The sequence below is a fragment of the Saccharopolyspora kobensis genome (genome assembly GCF_900108315.1).
Lineage (GTDB): Bacteria > Actinomycetota > Actinomycetes > Mycobacteriales > Pseudonocardiaceae > Saccharopolyspora > Saccharopolyspora kobensis.
In genome coordinates, this window is the sequence record NZ_FNVB01000009.1 from 227,631 (window position 1) to 248,490 (window position 20,860).

19 protein-coding genes and 1 pseudogene are annotated in these 20,860 nt (G+C 71.6%); 13 read left to right on the forward strand and 7 right to left on the reverse strand.

Annotated elements, in window-relative coordinates; genetic code table 11:
- Positions 1-213 precede the first annotated feature (213 nt).
- Entirely contained in the window at positions 214-867 is a 654-nt protein-coding gene (locus C4T78_RS28220; protein ID WP_093351649.1) for an MOSC domain-containing protein, read from the forward strand.
- Here C4T78_RS28220 and C4T78_RS28225 read toward each other — a convergent pair.
- The gene (locus C4T78_RS28225; RefSeq protein WP_235863483.1) at positions 842-1,846 is read right to left on the reverse strand and encodes a methyltransferase; all 1,005 of its coding nucleotides are present in this window, start codon (positions 1,844-1,846) and stop codon (positions 842-844) included. The genes C4T78_RS28220 and C4T78_RS28225 overlap by 26 nt on opposite strands.
- Before the next feature lie 172 nt (positions 1,847-2,018).
- Positions 2,019-2,456, reverse strand: coding sequence for a VOC family protein (locus C4T78_RS28230; protein WP_093351654.1), 438 nt, complete (start codon positions 2,454-2,456; stop codon positions 2,019-2,021).
- Positions 2,457-2,522: 66 nt separating this feature from the next.
- Between C4T78_RS28230 and C4T78_RS28235 the strand changes: the two genes are divergently transcribed.
- From C4T78_RS28235 to mmsB, 6 genes are all read left to right on the forward strand, one after another.
- The gene (locus C4T78_RS28235) at positions 2,523-2,810 is read left to right on the forward strand and encodes an ArsR/SmtB family transcription factor (RefSeq protein ID WP_143185827.1); all 288 of its coding nucleotides are present in this window, start codon (positions 2,523-2,525) and stop codon (positions 2,808-2,810) included.
- A 50-nt stretch (positions 2,811-2,860) separates the two neighbouring features.
- On the forward strand, positions 2,861-3,304 hold the full coding sequence (locus C4T78_RS28240) for an NUDIX hydrolase (RefSeq protein WP_093351656.1): 444 nt from the start codon (positions 2,861-2,863) through the stop codon (positions 3,302-3,304).
- A 294-nt stretch (positions 3,305-3,598) separates the two neighbouring features.
- Positions 3,599-5,098, forward strand: coding sequence for a CoA-acylating methylmalonate-semialdehyde dehydrogenase (locus tag C4T78_RS28245; RefSeq protein WP_093351659.1), 1,500 nt, complete (start codon positions 3,599-3,601; stop codon positions 5,096-5,098).
- Between the two features lie 86 nt (positions 5,099-5,184).
- Positions 5,185-6,354 carry an isobutyryl-CoA dehydrogenase gene (locus C4T78_RS28250; protein ID WP_093352101.1) on the forward strand — a complete coding sequence of 390 codons (1,170 nt, stop codon included), beginning with the start codon at positions 5,185-5,187 and terminating at the stop codon, positions 6,352-6,354.
- A 172-nt stretch (positions 6,355-6,526) separates the two neighbouring features.
- Complete coding sequence (locus tag C4T78_RS28255; protein ID WP_093351661.1) at positions 6,527-7,561, forward strand: enoyl-CoA hydratase/isomerase family protein; 1,035 nt, start codon at positions 6,527-6,529, stop codon at positions 7,559-7,561.
- Positions 7,562-7,593: 32 nt separating this feature from the next.
- Positions 7,594-8,481 carry a 3-hydroxyisobutyrate dehydrogenase gene (mmsB, locus tag C4T78_RS28260; protein WP_093351664.1) on the forward strand — a complete coding sequence of 296 codons (888 nt, stop codon included), beginning with the start codon at positions 7,594-7,596 and terminating at the stop codon, positions 8,479-8,481.
- 61 nt (positions 8,482-8,542) lie between these two features.
- Here mmsB and C4T78_RS28265 read toward each other — a convergent pair whose 3' ends face one another.
- Entirely contained in the window at positions 8,543-9,742 is a 1,200-nt protein-coding gene (locus C4T78_RS28265) for a cytochrome P450 (RefSeq protein WP_093351666.1), read from the reverse strand.
- 207 nt (positions 9,743-9,949) lie between these two features.
- Between C4T78_RS28265 and C4T78_RS28270 the strand changes: the two genes are divergently transcribed.
- The 5 genes from C4T78_RS28270 (at position 9,950) to C4T78_RS28285 (ending at position 11,672) form a co-directional block, all read left to right on the forward strand.
- Positions 9,950-10,189, forward strand: a complete 240-nt coding sequence (locus C4T78_RS28270) for a hypothetical protein (protein ID WP_093351669.1) — start codon at positions 9,950-9,952, stop codon at positions 10,187-10,189.
- On the forward strand, positions 10,186-10,617 hold the full coding sequence (locus tag C4T78_RS28275; protein WP_093351671.1) for a guanyl-specific ribonuclease: 432 nt from the start codon (positions 10,186-10,188) through the stop codon (positions 10,615-10,617). The genes C4T78_RS28270 and C4T78_RS28275 overlap by 4 nt, the downstream gene beginning before the upstream one ends.
- Positions 10,618-10,667: 50 nt before the next feature.
- Entirely contained in the window at positions 10,668-11,036 is a 369-nt protein-coding gene (locus tag C4T78_RS28280) for a barstar family protein (protein ID WP_235863484.1), read from the forward strand.
- Between the two features lie 83 nt (positions 11,037-11,119).
- Positions 11,120-11,257, forward strand: a complete 138-nt coding sequence (locus tag C4T78_RS37165) for a hypothetical protein (protein WP_235863512.1) — start codon at positions 11,120-11,122, stop codon at positions 11,255-11,257.
- Positions 11,235-11,672 (forward strand): Uma2 family endonuclease, encoded by a 438-nt coding sequence (locus C4T78_RS28285; RefSeq protein ID WP_235863485.1) that lies wholly within the window; start codon positions 11,235-11,237, stop codon positions 11,670-11,672. The genes C4T78_RS37165 and C4T78_RS28285 overlap by 23 nt, the downstream gene beginning before the upstream one ends.
- 9 nt (positions 11,673-11,681) lie before the next feature.
- Here C4T78_RS28285 and C4T78_RS28290 read toward each other — a convergent pair whose 3' ends face one another.
- Entirely contained in the window at positions 11,682-12,458 is a 777-nt protein-coding gene (locus C4T78_RS28290; protein ID WP_093351673.1) for an enoyl-CoA hydratase family protein, read from the reverse strand.
- Positions 12,459-12,570: 112 nt separating this feature from the next.
- Positions 12,571-13,260, reverse strand: coding sequence for an alpha/beta fold hydrolase (locus tag C4T78_RS28295; RefSeq protein WP_235863508.1), 690 nt, complete (start codon positions 13,258-13,260; stop codon positions 12,571-12,573).
- A gap of 6 nt (positions 13,261-13,266) precedes the next feature.
- On the opposite strand from C4T78_RS28295, the pseudogene C4T78_RS37170 reads away from it, so the two are divergent.
- Positions 13,267-13,479 (forward strand): annotated as a pseudogene (locus C4T78_RS37170) (winged helix-turn-helix transcriptional regulator); the annotation flags it as partial.
- 67 nt (positions 13,480-13,546) lie between these two features.
- On the opposite strand, the gene C4T78_RS28305 reads toward C4T78_RS37170, so the two are convergent.
- Together C4T78_RS28305 and C4T78_RS28310 are read right to left on the reverse strand one after the other, a co-directional pair.
- Positions 13,547-15,913 carry an ADP-ribosylglycohydrolase family protein gene (locus C4T78_RS28305; protein WP_093351675.1) on the reverse strand — a complete coding sequence of 789 codons (2,367 nt, stop codon included), beginning with the start codon at positions 15,911-15,913 and terminating at the stop codon, positions 13,547-13,549.
- Between the two features lie 5 nt (positions 15,914-15,918).
- The gene (locus tag C4T78_RS28310) at positions 15,919-20,769 is read right to left on the reverse strand and encodes a type VII secretion system-associated protein (RefSeq protein ID WP_093351678.1); all 4,851 of its coding nucleotides are present in this window, start codon (positions 20,767-20,769) and stop codon (positions 15,919-15,921) included.
- Positions 20,770-20,860: the final 91 nt, after the last annotated feature.

Sequence of the window (20,860 nt, forward strand, 5' to 3'; positions counted from 1 at the left end):
CCCTTCGGATCAGCGCCTCAATTCCGTTATGCCGAACAGGGAGGAGGAATGCCGTTGAAAGAGTGCCGGATCACCCGTTGGCGCCCGTTCCGGTTCGCCTGCGCCGCGGAACCGCGTCGGAGCAGGCTCGACGAGCGGGTCTTCCGCTCGCCGCTTCCGGTGAATGCGGGTGTCGGTTGCCGGCGCGGATGGGCCGCGACGTAGGTTCTGGGTATGGGGATCGTCCAGTCGGTGAACGTCGCGGTGGTGCGGACCGGGGAGTGGACCGGGCGAGTCGGGCGCAGCGGTATCGACAAGCAGCCGGTGGCGCGTCCGGTCCTGTTCGAGCCGACCGGGGTGCGCGGGGACACGGTGTGCGACCGCAAGCACCACGGTGCGTGGTACCAGGCCGCCTACGCCTTCGACCGGGAGGAACTCGCGCACTGGTCCCGGGTGCTGGGGCGGGAGCTGGTGCCGGGCAACGCGGGGGAGAACCTCACGCTGACCGGCGTCGACAGCAGCTCGGCGGTGATCGGCGAGCGGTGGCGGATCGGCGGGGCGGTGCTCCGGGTGACCGGACCGCGCACCCCGTGCCGGGTCTTCGCCGGGTTCTGGGACGTCCAGACACTGGTGAAGGAGTTCACCGCGCACGGCAGGACCGGGGCTTACCTCGCGGTGGAGGAGCCGGGCGAGGTCACCGCGGGGGACGCCGTCGAGGTGCTCTCGCGCCCGGAGCACGGCGTGCAGGTGGCCGAGGTGTTCGCGGTGCTGATGAACCGCGGCGCGGAGCTGCTCGACCACGTCGCGCGCGGCCTGGCCGATCTCCCGGAGGACTGGCGCGAGCCGGTCGCCGCCAAGGTGGCTAGGGCGCAGAGCGGCACTCGATGATCGCGTAGCCGTTGTCCAGCGGGGTGAAGTCCTCGACGGACAGCCCGGCCGCGGCCGCGACCCGTTGGGTGCGGTCGAGGTCGCGCATCCGGCCGCCGACGTAGACCATCATCCGCAGGTCCATCTCGGTGAACGTGGCCATCCGGTCGGTGTCGGGCAGCAGTTCGACGATCAGCACCCGGCCGCCGGGTTCCATCGCCTGACCGCAGTGCCGCAGGATCTGGGCGGCGTCCTCGTCGTCCCAATCGCCCAGGACATCGCAGATGATCACCGCGTCGGCGCGGGCGGGCAGTGGTTCGAAGAAGCTCGCCGCCACCACCTCGGCCCGTTCCAGGACGCCCTGCTCCCGCAGGTAGGCGGTGGCGTGGCCGGCGGGCCCGGACAGATCGACCAGGACGCCGCGCAGTTGCGGGTACCGGCGGAGGAGTTCGGCGAGCAGCACGCCCTTGCCGCCGCCGACGTCGGCGACCTGCGCGTAGCGGGTCCAGTCGTGCGCGTCGGCGACCAGCGGAGCGATCCCGTGGGTCTTGGTCTCCATCAAGGTGTCGAAGGATTCCGACAGCTGCGAGTTGTGCGCCAGGTCCTCCCAGAAGGACCGGCCGAACGCTGCCGCGTACGCGGGGTGGTGCCCGCGCACCTGCTCGATGAGTTCGACGAACGCGAGATCGGCGCGGCCGACCGCACCGTCGAGGTCGAGCCAGGAACGCGGCCCGTCGACCAGATCGCTGCGCAGCGCGTTGGAGGCGTCGTTGGGTCCGAAGACGTCGGGCTCCGGTTCGGTGAACATGCCGTGGTGCACCAGGAAACGCAGCACCCGGCCCAGCGGATCTGCCACGGCGTGGCACCGGCGCGCGATCTCGGCGAGCGGCAGCGGGCCGTCCTTGACCACGTCCGGCACGCGCAGGGTGGCCGCGGTCCGAACCGCGAACGGCGTGGCCAGGTCGGCCATCGCCCAGATGTCCGGTGATTCGGAGGACATGCGTTGCAGGGTAAGCCCGCGGCCGCCGATCAGCGCGCTGCGCCGTGCTTTGTGGACTCAGGTGCCCGGCGGCCCGTGCCGCGAGTCCAGCGGGCGCGGCGGGCTGCGCAGCCGGCCCGCGCGTCGAGTCCGTTGTGGACGAGCCTGCGCGGACCGGCCGGCCAGCGTCGGATCAGAGACCGGGAACGGCTTCGCTGATCGCGCGCGGAGCGCCGGGGCTGCCCGCGGTCACGTCCCAGGTCCAGAACTCGACGACGTTGTGGTCCGGATCGGCCACGTACGCCGAGCGCGCGTTGCCCGGGCCGAACTCGACCTCGTCCACCTGCACACCGAGGCCGCGGATCCGCTCGACCACCGCGTCGTACTCCTGGTCGTCCACCGACAGCGCGTAGTGCACGTGCACGCCGCCGCGGGCGCGCGCGATGCCGAGGGCCGGCTTCCACAGGCCTATCCGGGTTCCTCCGGCCAGCACCCACACCGCTTCCCGGTGCCGCCAGTGATCGCCTTCCCAGCGCTCGATGACGGGAAAGCCGAGGACCTCGGTGTAGAAGCGCTCGGCGGCGGCCAGGTCCGCCACCTCCAGGACCAGCTCGTTCACACCTGTCGCCATCGCCGTCCTCCTATATAGGGATGTGCCTATGATCAATGTATAGGAAGTTGGCGATACGATGTGAGGGTGGGCAACGACGATCTGACGCGCGCCGCGGCGCTGTTCCGGGCGATGGGGCATCCCATCCGCCTCGGCATGCTCGAACGCCTGCGCCGGGAGGGCGAGATCTGCGCCTGCGATTTCACCGATCACTTCGGCGTCAGCCAGCCCACGATCTCCGGGCACCTGCGCACGCTCCGGGACGCGGGTCTGGTGCGCACCCGTCGCGATGGCACCCAGATCTGCTACTCGTTGGCCCCGGACGGGTTGGAAGTCGTCCGCCGGATGTCTGACGCGCTCTGCACGGCCGAATAGCCGGATCTGCCCTGCGGTACCGTGGCCGAAAGCCCGGGAGGACGGCCCGCATGCACTTGGCCGACATGGCCGACCTGACTCGCCACGACGCCGCTGACGGTGTCGAGCAGCAGATCGTCGCGGCCCTCATCGACGTCGACGGACGGGCCCTGCTGGTGCGCCGGTGCGCGGAGGACTCCCGCGGCGGGGAGTGGGAGTTCCCCGGCGGCAAGGTCGATCCAGGCGAAGACCTGACCACCGCGCTGCACCGCGAGGTCCGCGAGGAGACCGGCCTCCGGGTCAAGGAGATCACCGGGTACCTGGGAGCCTTCGACTACACGACCAAGAAGGGCCGCTTCAACCGCCAGCACACCTGGTCGGTCCTGGTCGAACCGGTGGTCGAAGTGAGGCTGACCGAGCACGACGCCTACGCCTGGGTGGCCAAGCCCGACGAGTACCCGCTCGGCCCCGAACTCGCCGAAATCCTCGAGAAGTACCTCGGCTCCGAGCTCTGACCCGTTCGCCGCGCCTATCCTGCGCGGCGGTCTGCTCGGTGCCGATCACGCGCGAAATCGCCACCGGTCCGGCCCGGGGTGGGCGGTATGCCGTCGATTCGCGTTCGCCGGGCGGCAGCGGGCGTGGTTTCAGGGGTGTCCTCGGGCCCGTCGGGGTGGTTCGCGCCCCAGTTGAAGCGAAAGTGTGACGCGTCACACCCTGTTGCGGGTGGCTCGCTTCTGGGAATGATTGGGGTACCAAAGGTTTGACTTCCGAGTAATTACCGGCCGGTACGGCGGAAGGTGCGTTGCGAGATGACCAACGAGCTGGAGCACTTCATCGGCGGCAAGCGCGTCGCGGGGACCTCGGGTTCCTTCGGCGACGTGTTCGACCCCAACACCGGGCGGGTGCAGGCCCGGGTGCCGCTGGCGTCGGAGGCGGAGGTCGTGGCGGCGGTCGACAACGCCGCCGAGGCGCAGCCGGCCTGGGCCGCGCTCAACCCGCAGAAGCGGGCGCGGGTGCTGATGCGCTTCCTGCAGCTGGTCAACGAGGAGATGGACTCGCTGGCCCGGCTGCTGGCCGCCGAGCACGGCAAGACCGTCGCCGACGCCAAGGGCGACATCCAGCGCGGGCTGGAGGTCGTCGAGTTCGCCGTCGGCATCCCGCACCTGCTCAAGGGCGAGTACAGCGAGAGCGCGGGCACCGGCATCGACGTGTACTCGATGCGGCAGCCGCTGGGCGTGGTCGCGGGCATCACGCCGTTCAACTTCCCGGCGATGATCCCGCTGTGGAAGGCCGCGCCGGCCATCGCCTGCGGCAACGCCTTCGTGCTCAAGCCCTCCGAGCGGGACCCCTCGGTGCCGCTGCGGCTGGCCGAGCTGTTCGTCGAGGCCGGGCTGCCGCCGGGCATCTTCAACGTGGTCAACGGCGACAAGACCGCGGTCGACGCGATCCTGACCGAGCCGCGCGTGCAGGCCGTCGGGTTCGTCGGCTCGTCGGCGATCGCCGAGTACATCTACACCACCGCCGCGGCCCACGGGAAGCGCGCGCAGTGCTTCGGCGGCGCCAAGAACCACCTGATCGTGATGCCCGATGCGGATCTCGACCAGGCCGTCGACGCGCTCATCGGCGCCGGCTACGGCTCGGCGGGGGAGCGCTGCATGGCCATCTCGGTGGCCGTTCCGGTCGGCGAGGCCACCGCGAACGCGCTGGTGGAGAAGCTGGTCGAGCGGGTCGGCGAGCTCAAGATCGGCACCAGCTTCGACGCCGACGCCGACTTCGGCCCGCTGGTCACCGGGCAAGCGCGGCAGCGGGTGCTGGACCTGATCGGGGCTGGTGTCGAGGAGGGCGCTCAGCTGCTGGTCGACGGACGGGACTTCGCGCTCGCCGGGCACGAGGACGGTTTCTTCCTCGGCGCTTCGCTGTTCGACCACGTCACCCCGGACATGCGGATCTACCGCGAGGAGATCTTCGGCCCGGTGCTGTCGGTGGTGCGCGCCGCCGACTACGACGAGGCGCTGCGGCTGCCCAGCGAGCACGAGTACGGCAACGGCGTGGCGATCTTCACCCGCGACGGGGACGCGGCCCGCGAGTTCGTCTCCCGGGTCAACACCGGCATGGTCGGCGTGAACGTGCCGATCCCGGTGCCGATCGCCTACCACACCTTCGGCGGCTGGAAGCGCTCCGGATTCGGCGACCTGAACCAGCACGGCCCGGACTCGATCCGCTTCTACACCAAGACCAAGACGGTCACCTCGCGCTGGCCCTCCGGGCTGAAGGAAGGCGCCAGCTTCACCATCCCGACCATGCACTGAACCCGGGCGGCGGCACCGGAGGGCCGGTGCCGCCGCGCAGGAACCGGCGGTTTCGCGTCGAGACCACCGAATGCGAAGGAGTGGACGTGTCCGTTGCAGCGGTAGCCGGCCCGGCGTCGGCGTTCGAGCTCACCGACGACCAGCGCGCGATCCGCGATGCCGCGCGGGAGTTCGCCGCCGAACAGCTCGCGCCGCACGCGGTGGAGTGGGATCAGGCCAAGCACTTCCCGGTCGAGACGCTGCGGCTGGCCGGGCAGCTCGGCATGGGCGGGATCTACGTCGACGAGTCGGTCGGCGGCAGCGGCCTCAGCCGGTTCGACTCGGCGCTGATCTTCGAGGCGCTGGCCGGCGGTGATCCGTCGATCGCCGCCTACATCTCCATCCACAACATGTGCGCGGGCATGATCGACCGCTTCGGCACCGACGCGCAGCGCGCCCGATGGTTGCCGCAGCTGTGCTCGATGGAGCGCCTGGCGAGCTACTGCCTCACCGAGCCGGGAGCCGGTTCGGACGCCGCCGCGCTGCAGACCCGCGCGGTCCGCGACGGCGACGACTACCTGCTCACCGGCGTCAAGCAGTTCATCTCCGGTGGTGGCAGCTCGGACGTCTACGTGGTGATGGCCCGCACCGGCGAGCAGGGCGCGAAGGGCATCTCGACCTTCGTCGTCGAAGCCGGTGCGCCGGGGCTGTCGTTCGGGGCGAACGAGAAGAAGATGGGCTGGAACGCCCAGCCCACCAGGCAGGTGATCTTCGACGGTGTCCGGGTGCCCGCCGACCAGCGGCTCGGCGAGGAGGGGATCGGCTTCCGGATCGCGATGACCGGGCTGGACGGCGGACGGCTCAGCATCGGCGCGTGCTCGCTGGGCGGAGCGCAGGCCGCGCTGGAGAAGAGCCTCGGTTACGTGCGGGAGCGCACCGCCTTCGGCGTCAAGCTCAGCGAGTTCGAGGCGCTGCAGTTCAAGCTGGCCGACATGGCCACCGAGCTGGAGGCCGCCCGGTTGCTGCTGTGGCGGGCGGCGTCGGCGCTGGACGCCAAGGAGCCCGCGGCGACCCGGCTGTGCGCGATGGCCAAGCGGCTGGCCACCGACACCGGGTTCGCGGTGGCCAACGAAGCGCTTCAGATCCACGGTGGTTACGGCTACCTTGCCGAGTACGGCCTGGAGAAGATCGTCCGCGACCTGCGGGTGCATCAGATCCTGGAAGGCACCAACGAGATCATGCGCCTGATCGTCTCCCGGAGCCTGCTGGCGGAGTGACGCCGCAGCACGGGAACGACCGGCGCACCGGCGCGGACTGGGAGGCCCCGCAGTGCTCGACGTGAGCCCGGTGTTCCGCAATTTCAATTGAAATCGGACGTCTGATTTCAATTGAAATTGCGGTGGGAGCGTAGGGCAGGTTCGCGCGCACGAGAGACACAGGAGTCGCAACATGACGGAGCCCGAGGTCCTGGTTCGCGAACAGGATTCACTCGGACGGATCACGCTCAACCGGCCAAAGGCGCTCAACTCGCTGACCTTGGGCATGGTGCGGGCGATGACCGAGGCCATCGAGCAGTGGCGCAACGCCGAGCACATCGCGGCCGTCCTGATCGACGGGGCGGGCGAGCGAGGGCTGTGCGCAGGCGGTGACGTGCGGGCGCTGCACGACGCGGCCAAGGCCGGCGACGAGTCGCTGCCCACCGCGTTCTGGACCGAGGAGTACCGGCTCAACTCGGCGCTGGCGGGCTACCCGAAGCCGGTCGTGGGGATCATGGACGGCATCTGCATGGGCGGCGGCGTCGGCATCTCCGCGCACGGCTCGCACCGGGTGGTCACCGAGCGCTCCAAGGTCGGCATGCCGGAGGTGGGCATCGGCTTCATCCCGGACGTCGGCGGCACCTACCTGCTCTCCCGCACGCCTGGCGAGCTCGGCACGCACCTGGCCCTGACCGGCACCCCGATCGGGGGCGCGGACGCGGTGCACTGCGGCATCGCCGACTACTTCCTGGACAGCGCCACGCTGCCCGAGCTCATCGACGCGCTGGCCGGCGGCCAGGTCGACGAGGTGCTGCGCAAGTTCGCCGCGCCCACCCCGGACGCGCCGCTGGCCGAGCACCGGGAGTGGATCGACGCGGCCTACTCGGCCGACAGCGTCGAGGAGGTCCTGGAGCGGCTGCGGGAGCGGCCGGAAGCCGCGGCCCGCGAGGCCGCCGAGGTGATCGAGCAGAAGTCGCCGACCTCGCTCAAGGTCACGCTCAAGGCGCTGCGCAGCGGTTACGCCTCGCTGGAGGAGGCGCTCGCGCAGGAGTACCGGCTGGCCATGGCCTGCGTGCGGATCGGTGACTTCGTCGAGGGCGTGCGGGCGACCCTGGTCGACAAGGACCGCAACCCGCGGTGGACGCCCGCCACCTTGTCCGAAGTGGACGATGCGCGGGTGGCGGAGTTCTTCGCCCCGGCCGCCGACGAGCCGAAGCTGTTCGGCTGACCTCGAATTTCCAGCGCAGAAAGGTTGTGACAATGGCTGTCATCGGTTTCATCGGGCTGGGCCACATGGGCGGTCCGATGTCGGCGAACCTGGTCAAGGCCGGGCACACCGTGCAGGGCTACGACCTGATCCCGGCTGCGCTGGAGGTCGCCACCGGCCACGGCGTGACCACCGTGGCCTCGGTGGCCGACGCGGTGGCCGGTGCCGATGCGGTGATCACCATGCTGCCCAGCGGCAAGCACGTGCTGGAGTGCTACGACGAGGTGCTGGCCGCGGCCGAGCCCGGCGCGCTGCTGATCGATTCGTCCACCGTGGACGTTGCGGACGCGCGGGCGGCGCACGAGCGGGCGGTGGCAGCCGGGTTCGGTTCGGTCGACGCCCCGGTCTCCGGCGGCACCGCCGGCGCCGAGGCGGGCACGCTGACGTTCATGGTCGGCGGCTCCGAGGACGACTTCCACCGCGCCGAACCGCTGCTGGAACCGATGGCGCGCAAGGTGATCCACTGCGGCGGGCCGGGCAACGGCCAGGTCACCAAGATGTGCAACAACCTCATCCTCGGGGCCTCGATGGTCGCGGTGAGCGAAGCGTTCGTGCTCGGCGAGCGGCTCGGGCTGTCGCACCAGGCGCTCTACGACGTGGCGTCGATCTCCACCGGCCAGTGCTGGGCGCTGACCACGAACTGCCCGGTGCCGGACCTGGTGGAGACCAGCCGCGCCAACCACGACTACGAGCCCGGCTTCGCCGCCGCGCTGATGCTCAAGGACCTGCGGCTGGCCACCTCGGCGGCCGAGCAGAGCGGCACCGACATCGCGATCGGCCGCCTGGCCACCGAGCTCTACCGCCGGTTCAACGAGGAGGGCGGCGGCGACCAGGACTTCGCCGCGATCATCAAGTCCGTCCGGGAGCACTCCGGTGCGTGATTGAGGTCGTGAGCGGTTCGGAGTGCCGCAGCGCCCCGGACCGCTCACGAACCTCACCCGCTCACGACGTCAGCAGCGTCAGCTCGCTGACTCCCATCGCGTCCGGCGACGACATGAACTTCAGCGGTGTCGTCGGGTCCGTGCGCAGGGCCGGGAAGCGGTCCAGCAGCAGGTTCAGCGCGACGCGGCCCTCCAGCCTGGCCAGCGGTGCGCCCAGGCAGAAGTGGATGCCGCGGCCGAATCCCAGGTGCGGGTTCGGGTCGCGGGTGATGTCGAAGGTCATCGGGTCGGCCCACTGGCGCGCGTCCCGGTTCGCCGCCGCGAGCTGCACCGTGACGACCTGCTTCTCCGGGATCCGCTGACCGGCGATCTCCACCTCGGTGGTGGTCGCCCGGTAGAGCGCGGTGAACGGGGTCATGAAGCGCACCGACTCCTCAATCGCGCCGGGCAGCAGCGCGCGGTCGGCCCGCAGCCGCGCCAGCTGCTCCGGGTGCGCGTCCAGGCAGAGCACGGTGTTGCCCAGCAGCATCGTGGTGGTGACGTGCCCGGCGAGCAGCAGCAGGCTCGCGAAGTTGGCCAGCTGGGCGTCGGTGAGGCCCTTGCCGTCGACCTCCGCCTCGACCAGCTTGGTCAGCAGGTCTTCCCTGGGCTTGCTGCGCCGCTCGGCGGCGTGCGCCAGCAGGTACTCGCCCATCTCCGCCGCGGGCCGGTTCTGCTCCGACATGCCGGCTTCCTGCTCCGCCAGGTCGTCCTCGTTCATCGAGAGCTCGGCCTGGCTGGCGAACAGCGCGTGCGCCCATTCCTTGAACAGCTGCTGATCGCTCGCGGGAACGCCCAGCAGCTCGGCTATGACGATCACCGGTAGCGGGTAGGCGAGCGCGGTGACCAGGTCGAACCGGTCCTGCCCGGTGACTTCGTCGAGCAGTTCGCCGGTGACCTCGGCGATCCGCGGTTCGAGATCGGCCACCACCTTCCTGGTGAAGGCGTGGCTGACGAGGGTGCGCAGTTCGCGGTGACCGGGCGGGTCCATCTGGATCAGGTTGCCGTCGGTGAGCGCCGGGTCGATGTCGATCGGCAGCAGCGGCACCAGGTCGGAGGAGAACCGCTGCGGGTCGCCGATGACCTGAACCGCCTCCTGGTAGCCGGAGACGGCCCACAGCTTCCTCGCCTCGTCATGGCGCACCGGCTGCGCGGGCTGCTCGCCGTGCATCCAGAAGTGCCGCTGATCGATGCCCCACCGTTCGGCGAGCGTCGTCGTCATGGTTTTCCCCTCTGCTGGGCGGAAGTCCGGGGTGGGGCCGGACCCCTCTCCGGCTCCACATGGCATAAGAATGGCACCACTTTGGTGCCAGATCAAGCCATGATGGCGCTAGATGGCTCGGGTCGGACATTTCGTGCGGAGTGCCGTTCGTCCCGATCGGGCGGGGTGCCGCAGCGGCCCACCGGGCCGGGCGTACCCTGGCGCCTTGTGTTGGAGTGGCTTGTCGAGTGGTACGACGGCGTCGAGCTGTGGCTCGTGCAGCTGCCCTACCCGCTGCAGGTGACGCTGGTCTTCGCCGTGCTGCTGCCGCTGTGCTGGGGCCTGGCTCGCGTGATCGACCGCGGCATCGACGGTTTGGGCGCGAAGCTCACCCGCGTCAGCGACGCCGAGCCCCCGGTCGGCCGCCGCGACGGCAAATCCGCCCGGGGCCGGAAGGAGACGGCGTGACCTCGCGCAAGCGCATCTCGACCGCGCTGATCGGGCTCATCGCCCTGGTCGTCGTCGGCTGGTTCGTCCGCGACTACGCCGTCACCGACGCCCCGCCCGCCGGGAGCCAGCCCGCGGCGGCGGTTCCCGGCGCCGAATCCGGCCTGCCGATCCAGGAGCTGTCCTCGCTGCCGCCGGAAGCCGGCCAGACCTGGAAGCTGATCCAGAGCGGCGGGCCGTTCCCGTACCCGAACAAGGACGGGACGGTCTTCGGCAACCGGGAGGGCGTCCTGCCCGACGAGAAGGCGGGCTACTACCACGAGTACACCGTGCCGACGCCGGGTTCCCGAGATCGCGGAGCCCGACGGCTGGTCACCGGCGACCGTTCTGAGCTTTACTACACCAGCGATCACTACGAGTCTTTCGTGGTTGTCGACACCACGGGTTGAGTGCGATGTTTGCGACTAAATGGGCCAGCAGGGTGCGGAAGGAGCAGCCGGTGAGCGAGGTGGAAATGCCCTCCGCCGACATCACGGCGCGCGAGGCCGCGCGAGAAGCAGAGGAACGCGGGGCGACCGCGCACGTCCTCGACGGTTCGGACCTGACCAGCAAGCGCACCACGCTGGAAGGCATCGCGGCGGTGCTGAACTTCCCGGAGTGGACCGGCCGCAACCTCGACGCCCTCTACGACTGCCTGACCGACCTGTCCTGGTTGTCCGAGGGCGAGCACGTGCTGATCTGGTCGGGCGCCCAGACGTTGGCCGCGCACGATCCGAAGGCCTTCGGCCGGATCAAGGCGGTCCTGCGCGACGCGGCGGAGCACCCGATCTGCGGCCGGACCTTCACCTCGGTGCTCACCGAGCGCTGATCGCTCGATCGGGAAACCCGCCTGTCGCAATACTGGCTGCTGTGCAGAACAGGAGGCGGTATGAGCGTCGTGAGCACGAGCCGATGACCGTCGACGACCTGAAGCAGCTACCCGACGACGGGCGCCGCTACGAGCTGGTCGACAGGACGCTTGACGTGTCTCCAGCGCCACTCAGCGGGCATTCGCTGATCGAGGCCTGTGCGGATACTTCAACTACGTGATCGCACCGAAGGGGTACCTCGCTCTGCAGGGAGCTGGTATCGACTTCAACGCACGCACCACCGCATTCCGGACGTAGTCGTTCTTGAGACCAAGAACTTCTCGAAGCCGCGCCTCACAGCACCGCCGTTGCTCGCTATCGAGGTCGTTTCCGAAAGCAGCTTCTTCCGCGACTACAACACGAAGGCACGCGAGCAGGCGGACTTCGGGATCCCGGCGTACTGGGTCGTCAACCCATTGCTGGAGGCGGCGAGGATGCTCGAACTTCGGCTGGACGGCGGCGACTACCGCGTGGTTCAGGACGCTGTCGGAGAGAACGCCTTCACCACTGAGTTCCCGTTTCAGGTGACGATCATCCCTGACCTGCTGATGGCGGGCGCGGATGGTCCGTGGGATCTCAGTGGCGAAGGCGCTTGAGCCGTCAGGTCACTTGAGGGCGTCCGGGACCCAGGAGGGCTTGCGCTTCTCGGCGAAGGCCCGCATGCCTTCCTGCCCTTCCTCGCCCGCGAAGTACTCGGCCGAGAGCTCCAGCATCTGGTCGAACGCCTCGGTCATCGCCGCCGGGCGCTGGGCGGTCAGCATCTCCTTGGTCGCGGCGAGGGCCTTCGGGGCGCCGAGGGCGAGCATGTCCGCGTAGCGCTTGACCTCCGCGTCGAGGCCGTCGGCGGGCACCGCGGAGTTGATCAGGCCGATGTCGGCGGCGCGGCGGGCGTCGAAGGTCTCGCCGGTGAGGAACAGCTCGTGCGCCTGGCGGGTGGTCAGCCGGGGCAGCACGGTCACCGAGATCACCGCGGGCACCACGCCGATGCGCACCTCGGAGAACGCGAAGGTGGCGGTGTCCACCGAGACGGCGATGTCGCAGGCCGCGATGATGCCCACCCCGCCGGCGCGGGCCGGGCCCGCGAGCTTGGCCACGACCGGCTTCGGGCTGGTCCAGATCTGCTGCAGGATCGCCGGGAACTCCTGCACGCCCTGGTTCTCGGCGTCGGCCGAGCGCGATTCCTTGAGGTCCATCCCGGCGCAGAACACCGGCCCGGTGTGGTCCAGGACGATCACGCGCACCGCGTCGTCGGCGATCGCGGTCGTCAGGTGCTCCCGCAGCTCCCGGCGCAGCCGGGTGGACAGGGCGTTGCGGTTGTGCGGCGAGTCCAGGGTGATCGTGGCGACGCCGTCGGCCACCGCGAGGTGCACGAGTTCATCCATGACAGGCACGTTAACCGCGCTAACCACAGACCGGCCAGTGATCCACGTCGCACCGGTTTCCGCAGTTCCGGGCTCGGCCCGGGCTGGTGCCAACGCCCGCACCGCCGTTCGGTCATTCCGGCGGATCGGCGGCGAGGAAGGGAGCGAGGAGCGCGAACAACGCGTCGGGGCGGTCGAGCGGGATGATGTGGCCGCAGTCCTGGAGGTGGTGTCCGACCAGGTCGTCGGCGATGGGGCGGAGTTGGTGCTCGAGCCCGGTGCCGACGGGGTGCGAGCCGATGGTCATGGTGGGCATGGTCAGCCGAGCCGTCGTGACGGCGTCCTGGATCTGCTGCGCGCTGGTGGGCAGGGCCCGGTAGTAGGCGAACGCGCAGCGCAGGGCCTCGGTCCCGGTGTACGCGTGGACGAAGGCAGCACGGATGTCGTCGGGTACTCCTCGACCGAGCGTTCCCGAGTCGAGGAACCAGTCGATGTACGGGGCCTCGTTGCCGGCCAGGACGGTCTCGGCGAGGCCGGGGACGGCGTGGAAGCCGAACCACCACGGGGCACCGCCCGCGACGACGTGCTCTGCTCCGGGCAAGCGGCCGAGCAGCGCCTCCATCACGACCAGGCGCCGGACGAGGTCTGGTCGGCGCAGCGCGAGCAGGACGGCGGGGGCGGTGCCCGCGTCGATGCCGACCACCGCTGCCGAGGGCTCGCCGAGCGCGTCGAGCAGCCCTCCGGCGTCAGCGGCCAGGGTGCCTGCGTCGTAACCCTCGGCGGCACGTGCGCTGGCACCGAAGCCCCGCAGGTCCGGGGCGATGACCCGGTGCTGTCCGGGACGCTGCGAAGCCTGACCCGCGACGGGCTGGTGGCGCGCCGGGTCGAACCGACCGTGCCGCCGCGGGTCTTCTACCGGCTCACCGGACTCGGGCTCTCCCTGGAAGCCGCGCTCGCGGTGCTGCGGAACCGGGCGGAGGAGAACATGGCCGAGATCGACCGCGCCAACGAAGCCGCCGACCGGGAGGCCGATGAGAGGTAGCCGGTTCCGCGCCCAGCACTGGTGGCTGGGGGACTCGACGTGGAGCCGGCGCTCCACGCCCCACCGGTCAGGTCGGCGGGTAGCGGTCGGCCCACGCCGGCGGGCGGGGGCCGAACTCCAGGACCGCGTCGTGCGCGAGGCGTTCGATCACCTCGTGCAGCTCCAGCTCCGCCGTCCAGCGCTCCGGGATGCGCCGTGCTCCGGCCACCGCGCCCACCAGGCTGCCGCAGACGGCTCCGGTGGTCGCGCTGTTGCCCGAGTGGTTCACCGCCACCGGCAGTGCGGCGTCGAAGTCCCCGTCGCTGATCATCGCCGCGTACAGGCCGATGGCCAGGGATTCGGCCGCCGTCGAGCCGGTTCCGAGGCTGCGCTCCAGGTCCTCCGGCGGCACCCGGCCTTCGCGCGCCAGCCGGACCGCGGTGCCGATCCGGCGCGTGACCTCGTCGTGCCCGGAGTGCGGGGCGAGCTGGCCCAGCACGTCGTCCACGGCGGCGGCCAGCGATTCGCCGGCCAGCAGCCGGGACACCAGGAAGGCCAGCGCGCCCGCGCTGAGGCGGGCCGTCGGGTGGCCGTGGGTCAGCGCCGCGGTGCGCATGCCGACGTCGAACACCTCGGCCGGATCGCTGCTCCACAGCGCCGCGGGCACCGCGCGCATGATCGCGCTGCTGCCCGGCGAGTCGCTGGCCGGCTGCTCCGGGGTGCCCATCGGCTGCTGGCCCTTGGCGAAGGCGATCAGCGTGCGCATCATCGTCCGGCCCGGGTTGCGGGTCTGGAACAGCGCGCGCTGCTGGACCAGCCAGCCGTCCGGTTCGGGCGTGCCGCGCAGGAATTCGCCCGCCGCGCGCGGCCAGCTCAGGTGCTGGGTGTGCAGCCAGCGCTGGTAGGCGTGCTGGATGTGCCGGGTCGGGTCGGCGGTGCCGGTGGTGCGGCGGCTGATGTTGGCCCGGATGGTGCCTTCCAGCGAGAACAGCAGCAGCTGGGTGTCGCTGCCGAGGCGGCCGGAGGGGTGCCCGGCGGGGACGTAGCCGGTCAGGCCCTCCGCGCCGTGCCGGGACCGGATCTCGTCCCAGCTGTCCGCGGCCACCGGGATGCCGAGGGCTTCGCCGACCGCGCAGCCCAGCACCGCGCCCAGGAACCGGTCGCGGGACGCGGCCAGCCGGGGCACCGCGGTCAGCCCGGTGCGGTAGTCCGTTGTGGACGGTGCGGGTTCGGCGGTGTCGGTGGTCGGGTAGCGCAGCTCCCAGCCGTCGGACTCGTCCGGGTAGGGACCGAACTCCGCCGCCGCGTCACCGGCGATCCGCTCGACCAGCGCGGTGATCGGCAGCTCGTCGAGCAGTTCCGCGGGGATGGCGGTCGGGCCGTGCAGCGCGCCGAGCAGCTGCCCGCACAGCATCGCGGAACTGGCGGTGTCACCGCTGTGATCGCTCGCCGAGCGGACGGCCGCGGCGAAGTCGTCCTCGCAGGCCAGTGCCACGCGCATCGCGATCGCCAGGGCGGCCAGTCCGCTGCGGCCGGACTGCATGGCGTCCAGGTTCGCCGGGCCCGGATGGGAGCCTGCCGGGCTGACGAGCCCGAGGCGCAGCGCGTGCGAGAGGGTGGTGCGGGCCGACTGCCACCCGGAAATTCCTTGCCGCAGCGAGGTTTCCAGCGAGTTGCCGCGCAGCAGCCACAGCATCGCGGTGGCCAGGACGCTGGCCGGGCTGTGCCCCTTGACGTGTCCGTGGGTGAGCGCGGCGAGGTCGCCGCCCAGCGCGAAGACGGTGCCCGGATCGCCCGACCACAGCGCTGCGAGCGCGCCCAGCGGCACGGCGGTGGCCGAGTCGGAGCTGTTGATGGGGTGCTTCCGCGATCCCGGAGCGTGCCCGGCGGCGACGCGCGCCAGCGCGGTGAGCATCGTCGGTTCGTCGGTGCGGGGGGAGTGCAGCAGCCGTTCGCGGACCAGCCAGCCGTTCGGGTGCGCGATGTCGGTCCCGCAGTCCTGCCACGGGACACCTCGGGTGTGCATCCAGCGGCGCAGACCGCTGAGCGCGAAGCCGAGCGGTTCGCCGTCGCCGGACGCGCGCGCCTGCGTGTGCGCGCGGATCAGGCCCTCCAGTGCGAAGAGCAGCGCACCGGTGCGGTGTCCGACCTCGCCGAGGGCGACGAACTCGCCCACCGCGCCCCCCAGCAGCATGCCCAGCACGCGGCCGGGGGCTTCGGGCAGCGGGCCGTCGCGGTCGGCCAGCCCGGTGGCCGGAACCGGTGGTGACTCGTCGCCGAGCCGGTGCTGCAGGGCCGTCGCCCACAGCGGCCGGGTGGCGGGCCGCTCCCGCCACTGCCGCCAGGTCTCCAGCAGCCGCTGCTCCACCGGGTCGCGGTGCCGCTCACCGGCGCGCGCCGCGCGCCAGGCGGCCAGCAGTGCTCGTTCCGAGTCGTCCAACCGGGATTCGTCCACGCGGGCTATCCGAGGTAGCGCTGCGCCCAGTCGGGCACCGGCTGGTCGGTGAAGATCTCGGTGCGGGCCCGCTGCTCGTCGGTGATCAGCTGGGTGAGGACCTCCCGCAGTTCGAGCTCCTCCAACCAGTCGGCGGGGATCTGCTCGGTGCCGCGTGCGGCGCCGAGCAGGCTGCCGCAGATGGCCGCGCTGGCCGCGGTGTTGCCGGAGTGGGTGGCCGCCAGCGAGACCGCGTCGGCGAAGGAGTTCGGGTGCGCCAGCGCCGAGGCGACGGCGATCGCCAGCGCCTCCGGCGCGTGCCAGCCCAGTCCCAGCTCCTCGAAGCGGGTCGGCGAGACCGGCCCGCTGCCGACGATCTCGATCGCCGAGCGCAGTCCCTGCGTGATGCCCTCCGCGACCTCCATCTGGTCGAGCTCGGCGAGCACCGAGTGCACCGCGTCGATCAGGGTCTGCCCGTTGTTCAGCGAGCACACCAGTCCTGCGAGCGCACCGGCGGACAGGTAGCCGTCCGGGTGGCCGTGGGTGACCGCGGCGATCTCCGCGCCGTGGATGATCGCGTCCTGCGGCGAGGTGAACTCGAAGCCGACCGCGGCGCCGCGCACCGCGGCTGCGGCGGTGCGCGCCGAGTTCGGCGGGTTGCTCGGCGTCGGGACCTCGCGGCGGTCGGAGGAGCGGGCCAGCGCGGTCAGCGTCGCCTCGTCCGGGAACCGCTGCGCGTGCAGGACCTCGGTCTCGGCGAGCACGCCGAGCTGGAAGACGCCGCTGCGCAGCTTCACGCCCTGCGTGTGCATCCAGTGCAGCAGGGTTCCGCGCACCATCGACGGCCAGTGCGCGCTGACCCCGCGCAGTACCGAGCGGATGCGGCTGCGGATGAGGCCTTCCAGCACGAACGCGGTCTGCTGGCCGTGCGCGGTCGCCGCCGCCCGGGTGCCGAACGCCTCGGCCATGGTCCGGACGCCTTCCGGGTTCTCGCGCAGGATGGTGCTCAGGTCGGCGAACATCCACGGCGCGCCGAGCGCGTCGCCGACCGCGGTGCCCAGCACGCAGCCGGCCAGCCGCTCGTCGCGGCCGAGCTGGACCTGGGTCTCGGCGACCAGCTCGGGCTCGTCCCCGATCTCGGTGGCCTCGCCGATCAGCTGCGCCGCGCGTTCCGGGCCGAAGGCCTCGACGAGCAGCTTGTGCAGGTCCTGGGTGAGATCCGCGGAGGTGCCGTCCTCGTTGTCGCGGAACTTCCGCCAGGCCATGAGCAGCCGCAGCTCCTCGTCGGAGAGCCCGTCGTCGGCGTCGTCGACCGGTTCGGCCGCGGGCGGTTCCGGGACCGGGTCGGGCGCGGGCTCGGCGGGTGCGGGCTGTTCGGCGACCGTCTCGGGCTCGGGTTCGGCGACGACGTGCTCCTCGACGGGTGCAAGGGCCGGTTCTTCGGCGGGTGCGGGCTCCGCGACGGCCGGTTCGGCGGGTGCGGGTTCGGCGACGGCCGGTTCGGCGGGTGCGGGTTCGGCGACGGCCGGTTCCGCGGGTGCGGGTTCGGCGACGACGGCTTCCGCGACGGCCGGTTCGGCAGGTGCGGGTTCGGCGACGGCGGGCTCGGCGGTCCCGATCGGGTAGCGGTCCAGCCAGTCGGCGTCGCGCGGCGGGTTCGGGCCGAACTCGCGGATCGCGTCGGTGGCCAGCTGCTCGATGACCTCGCGCAGCTCCAGCTTGTCCCGCCAGGTCTGCGGGATCGCCTCCGCGGTCAGCGCAGCGCCCATGATGTTGCCGCAGATCGCGGCGGTGGAGTCGCTGTCGCCGGAGTGGTTGGCGGCCAGCACGACCGCATCGGCGAACGACTGCGGGTGGGCCAGCGCCGCGCACACCGCGATCGCCAGCGCCTGCTCGCCGAACCAGCCGTCACCGAGGACCTCCTGGAGCTGCTCCGGGCTCGGGTCGCCCGCGGCGAGCTCGACCGCAGCGCGCAGCGCCGCCGACGTCTCCTCGTGACCGTCCCAAGTGGACAGCTGGGTGAGCGCGCCGTCCACCGCTTCGGGCAGCGAGCGGCCGTCCAGCAGCTGCTGGACGATCACCGCCAGCGCACCGGCGGGCAGGTAGCCGCTCGGGTTGCCGTGCGTGAGCACCGCGGTCATCGCCCCGACCTGGAACACCTCGGTGGGATCGGACGACCACAGCGCGGCCGGGGCCGCCCGCATCACGCCGCCGCAGCCCTTGGAGTCGTTGAGCCGGTTGCTGAACGAGCCCTGCGGTTTGCCGTTGGCGTAGCCGTGCAGCGCCTGTATGCACGTGGTGCCCGGTGCGCGGCGGACGAACAGGCCCTTCTGCCGGATCAGCCAGCCGTCCGGCGGCGTGGTGGCCAGCGGGCCGCCGGCCTCCTTCCAGTCGAAGCCCTGGGTGTGCAGCCAGCGCTGGTAGGCGTGCTGGACCTGGGTGGCCGGCTCGTTCTCGCCGAACAGCCGACGGCGGATGCTCGCCCGGATCAGGCCTTCCAGCGTGAACAGCGTCATCTGGGTCTCGTCGCTGACCGAACCGCCGGGGCGGTGCGCGTCGACGAAGTCGGTCAGCCCGCCCGAGCCGTACTTGCGGCGGATGTCCTGCAGCGAGTCGTCCTCGATCGGGTAGCCGAGGGCGTCGCCCGCGGCGCCGCCGAGCAGGAAGCCGAAGATCCGCTGCGCGTGCAGCTCCGCCGGGTCGACGGCCGGAGCGTCCTGCTCGGCGCTCGGCTCGTCGGCGATCTCCGGCTCCGGGGCCGTCTCGGCGACCGTCTCAGCAGCGGGTTCCTCGTCGGCGACCGGTTCGGATTCCTCTTCGGCGACCGGGTCCGCCGCGGGCTCTTCGGCGACTGCGGGTTCTTCGGCGGCCGGAGCAGCTGCGATGCTCTCGGCGACCGCCGCCAGCTGTTCCTCGCTGATCGACGTGGTCTCCTCGTCGACCGGGGACTCCTCGGCAGCGGCGGCCGGTTCCGCCGGCTCGGCGACCGGAGCCGCGGGCTCGGCGGCGGCCTTCTCCGAGGCCAGCGGCAGCGCCGAGGCGAACTCCAGGTCGGAGACGTCCTTGGCCGCCGGGTAGCGCGCCGTCCAGGCGTCGCCGCTGGGCGGAGTCGGGCCGAACTCCAGCAGCGCGTCCTTGGCCAGGGTCTCGACGATCTCGCGCTGCTTGAGGTCGCGCAGCCACACGCCGGGCAGCGCGGGCGCGCCGTAGCGGGCGCCGACGATGTTGCCGCAGATCGCGCCGGTGGAGTCGCTGTCGCCGGAGTGGTTGACCGCCACCATCAGCGCGGCGGCGATGCTGTCGGTGCTCAGCGCCGCGCACACCGCGATCGCCAGCGCCTCGTGCCCGGCCCAGCCGCCGCCGAGCGTGTCCTTGAGCTGCTCGGGGCTCGGTTTTCCCTGCTGGGCGAGGTCTTCGGCGGCCTGCAGCGCGCGGTCGGTGTCCTCGTGGTCGGCGTACTGGACCAGCAGCTCGCGGGCGTGCCGCACCGCGTCCTCCAGCGTCGCCTCGCGCAGCAGCTGGTGGACGATCACCGCGAGCACGCCGGCGGGCAGGTAGCCGTTGGGCTGCGAGTAGGTCAGCGCCGCGGTCGCGGCGGCGAGCTCGAAGACCTGCTTCGGGTCCTCGGCCCACAGCGCGACCGGGGCGGCGCGCACCACGCCGCCGCAGTCGGGCGAGTCGTTGATCGGCCGCTCGAAGGTGCCGGGCGCGCCGACCGAGGCGAATTCGCGCAGCGCGGTGATGCAGCTGCTGTTCGGCGAGCGCACCGCGAACAGGTCGTGCTGCTCGACCAGCCAGCCGTTCGGCTTGGGATGGCTGATGGCGAACGGCCCGGCGGCCCGCATCCACGCGTAGCCCTGGGTGTGCAACCAGCGCTGGTAGGCCAGCTGGATCGCCGACAGCGGGCTGCTGGCCCCGGCCCGGACCGCGATGTGGCCGCGGATCAGTCCTTCCAGGGTGAACAGCGCCATCTGGGTGTCGTCGGTGAACTCGCCGGGCTGGTCACCGGTGCGGTCGTACTCGGTGACGCCCATCGCGCCGAAGCGGCTGCGGATCTGGTCCACCGGGTAGAACTCCACCGGTGCGCCCAGCGCGTCGCCGATCGCCCCGGCCAGCACCGACCCGATGAAGCGGCGGCCGAACTCCGTCTCGGTCGGGTCGATCGCCGTCGGCGCGGGCGGCTCCACCGGCGCGGCGGCCGCTCCGGGCGGCACCGGCGTGCCGGTGGGCGGGGACGGCGGCGCGATCACCGGGGTGCCGGTCGCGGGGGAGGGCACCGGGGCGCCGCCGGGCTTCGGCGGCACCGCGGCGGCGGCCTTGATCAGGTCCTCGGCGGGCAGCCGCGCCTTGACCGGGCTGGTGGGGTTCACCTGGATGTCGATGCCCGCCGGGTTGTGCCCGGCCAGTTGGCGGCCGGTCATCCGCTGCCAGCTGGTCCAGTTGGGCGGGAGGAAGTTCTCGGAGGTGAAGACCTGCAGCTGCCTGCGACCGGACTCGTGCTCCATCGTGAACAGACCGGTGCCCTGCGGCTGCGCGAACAGGATCAGCTCGGCGTCGAGCATCGCGGTCAGCAGCGCGTGGCCCTGCGCGTAGCCGGTGGTGGTCAGCTGGAGGGCGCGTTCGACGTCGTTGGTCGGCGCGGGCAGCCGCAGCGCGACCGGCGACGGGCGGTAGTTCGGATTGGGGGAGAAGTCGTCGGTGATCTCGCCCTGCTCGTCGACCCGGTAGCCGCCGATGAAGCCCCACGGCGGCACCTCGGCGTTCGGATCGGTGAAGATCGGGTCGACCACGTACAACCAGGTGTTGGGCTGCTTGGTGGCCTGCTCCCGCATCGCGGGCGTGATGACCGGTCGATTCGGCTGCTGCGTCGTGTTCATCTCGCGCTGTTGTCCCCGACTCCTCATCCAGCCTTGCATTGATCGCCCCCACACCACGGCGGTCACTCGATAGCGCGGGTCTGGCGGATCC